The 2,645-nt window shown below is 49.3% G+C and carries 3 protein-coding genes, 1 tRNA gene and 2 pseudogenes; 4 read left to right on the top strand and 2 right to left on the bottom strand.

Translation table 11 applies throughout. The features are described from left to right. Positions 1-135, top strand: a pseudogene (locus IR141_RS12260) (IS1595 family transposase); the annotation flags it as partial. 242 nt (positions 136-377) lie between these two features. On the opposite strand, the gene IR141_RS12265 reads toward IR141_RS12260, so the two are convergent. Together IR141_RS12265 and IR141_RS12270 are read right to left on the bottom strand one after the other, a co-directional pair. Continuing rightward, positions 378-452, bottom strand: a tRNA-Arg gene (locus tag IR141_RS12265). A gap of 35 nt (positions 453-487) precedes the next feature. Further along, positions 488-1,462, bottom strand: a complete 975-nt coding sequence (locus tag IR141_RS12270) for a polyprenyl synthetase family protein (protein ID WP_135037704.1) — start codon at positions 1,460-1,462, stop codon at positions 488-490. Between the two features lie 246 nt (positions 1,463-1,708). On the opposite strand from IR141_RS12270, the gene rplU reads away from it, so the two are divergent. The 3 genes and pseudogenes from rplU to IR141_RS12285 all read left to right on the top strand — a co-directional run. Next, positions 1,709-2,017, top strand: a complete 309-nt coding sequence (rplU, locus tag IR141_RS12275; protein WP_135037701.1) for a 50S ribosomal protein L21 — start codon at positions 1,709-1,711, stop codon at positions 2,015-2,017. A gap of 19 nt (positions 2,018-2,036) precedes the next feature. Beyond that, positions 2,037-2,309 (top strand): 50S ribosomal protein L27, encoded by a 273-nt coding sequence (gene rpmA / locus IR141_RS12280; RefSeq protein ID WP_085365403.1) that lies wholly within the window; start codon positions 2,037-2,039, stop codon positions 2,307-2,309. A gap of 220 nt (positions 2,310-2,529) precedes the next feature. Continuing rightward, a pseudogene (locus IR141_RS12285) lies at positions 2,530-2,645 on the top strand (IS1595 family transposase); the annotation flags it as partial.

Consider the following 2,645-nt stretch of genomic DNA (forward strand, 5'->3'; position numbering starts at 1 on the left):
CAAGCAAAACGCCATTTACGCAAGTTTAACGGCATTCCCAAAGAGCATTTTGAACTGTATTTGAAAGAGTGTGAATGGCGTTTTAACAACAGTGAGATAAAATTTCAAATTTCTATTTTAAAACAATCAGTAAAGCAGGATTTGTTCTGGTTATCTAGGACAGCCCCAAAAAATAACCTGCCGATTTCCTTGCTGTGTGCCTGTGTTGTTTACGGCCCGCCGGTTCGTGCTGATTTGGAATCAGATTGGTTTTTTTACGGATTGGCTGCGGTCGGTTGGATTTCATTTTTTATGCGGATACAGTATGGCGAAAGGCCGTCTGAAATTTTCAGACGGCCTTTGATGTTTTGAATGCAAAGATTGGTGGTTTCAGGTGGTGGCCCCGCCGACAGGAATCGAACCTGTATCTTACGCTTAGGAGGCATATGTTCTATCCGTTGAACTACGGCGGGCTTTCAAGCAGAAACGGGAAGGGTTAAGGTTAAGGTTAAGAAACCCTTGCCAGCGACTCTTGGGCCAGCGCACGCATGGCCAGGGTGGCTTCGTTGTCGGGAAGGGCGTTTAAACAGGCCACGGCTTGTCCGACCGCTTTTGCGGCTTCGGCGGCAGCATAGCCCAGCGCATCGGAGTTTTTCACATAGCCGTAGATTTTTTCGAAATCACTGCGGTCTGCATTTTGCAGCGCGGTGCGCACATCGGCGGCTACTGTTTCGCTGCCTTGCTGCATCAGATAAATCAGCGGCAGCGTGGGTTTGCCTTCGGCCAAGTCATCACCGACATTTTTGCCGATTTCATCGGGCCGTCCCGAATAATCCAACACATCATCAATAATTTGAAAGGCGGTGCCGACATATCTGCCGTAATCTTTCAATGCCTGTTCCTGCTCGGGCGTTGCGCCGGCCAAAATTGCGCCGACTTGTGCGGCGGCTTCGAACAGCTTGGCGGTTTTATACTGGATAACCTGCACATATTCGGCCTCGGTGATATGGGTGTTGCCGATGTTCATCAGCTGCATCACTTCGCCTTCGGCAATGATATTGGTTGCATCGGCCATCACTTCGAGAATCTTCATGCTGCCGGAACCGACCATCAGCTGGAAGGCCCGGGTGTAGAGAAAGTCGCCGACCAATACGGCTGCGGCATTGCCAAACAGGTTGTTGGCAGTTTTACGGCCGCGGCGCAGCCCGCTCTCATCTACCACATCATCATGCAGTAGTGTGGATGTGTGGATGAATTCCACCATGGCGGCCAGCGAATATAGTTTTCCGCTATCGTAACCAAATGATTTTCCTGAAAGAATCGTGATAATCGGGCGGAGCCGTTTGCCGCCGGCGCTGATGATGTAGGTGCCGATTTGCGAAATCAGCGCCACTTCAGACTGTATGGCCTGATTGATGACCGCGTTGACTTTGGCAAGGTCATCGTTAAGGTGGCGTTGGAAATAGGGCAGGTTTTCGAGCATGGCGTTTACGGGTTCGGTTGGTGAAAACAAAAAGGCAGGCGAAAGAAATTATGCAGCCTGCGATTATAGCAGCAATCATACCCGCACGCACCGCTGCCGTATATTCCGCTGTATATTTCAGACTGTTTCAGACGCCCGGGCCGGGGGATGCAAATAAACTTTGACAAAACAGTCGAATAAACATAAAATTCTCGGCTTCGCGCATGGTGCGCGGATATTAACCAAAACCCTTAAATGGAGTTGAGTATGTACGCGGTCATAAAAACCGGCGGTAAACAATATAAAGTTACCGTTGGCCAAAAATTGAAAGTAGAACAGATACCTGCCGAACTCGACAGCCAAATCGAACTGAATGAAGTTTTGATGATTGCTGACGGCGAATCTGTAAAAGTGGGTGCGCCCTTTATCGAAGGCGCGAAAGTAACCGCCAAAGTGGTAGCCCACGGACGTGGCGAGAAAATACGCATTTTCAAAATGCGCCGCCGCAAACACTACCAAAAACGCCAAGGACACCGCCAGAATTTCACCCAAATCGAAATCGTGGCAATCGCTTAATTAATCAGGAGTAAGTAATATGGCAACCAAAAAAGCCGGCGGCAGCTCTAAAAACGGTCGCGATTCAGAAGCCAAACGTCTGGGGGTGAAAGCCTACGGCAACGAACTGATTCCTGCCGGTTCCATCATCATCCGCCAGCGCGGCACTAAGTTCCATGCCGGTGAAAATGTGGGTATGGGCAAAGACCACACTCTGTTTGCCAAAGTGGACGGCTATGTGGAATTTAAAACCAAAGGCGCGCTGAACCGTAAAACCGTAAGCGTACGCCCCTATACCGGTGCTGACGAATAAACGGTTCATCTTTCCACACCACATTCAAAAAGCCGCACATTCTAGCCTATGCTTGTAATGTGCGGCTTTGTATTGACTGTTGCGGGCAGGAGACGCCAGCTGTACTGCGGGATACGGTAAATCCACTTTATTTTTGTTGCAGCCTTGCAGCACCCCGAGCGTGAGAGAGCGCTTTTGTTAAGGGGCTGACGTAGATTAGCAGTCATGACAGGCTGCCAAAATGAAGATAACCCACTGTAAGTTAAAGAAGAGTCTGCAAAGAAAACTGCTTGAATATTTTGTATTGGAAGTAACCGCACGTTCTGCTGCCGATATCTTAGGTATTCAGCCCAATAC

The organism is Neisseria sp. 19428wB4_WF04, from assembly GCF_015235335.1.
GTDB classification, from domain to species: Bacteria; Pseudomonadota; Gammaproteobacteria; order Burkholderiales; family Neisseriaceae; genus Neisseria; species Neisseria musculi.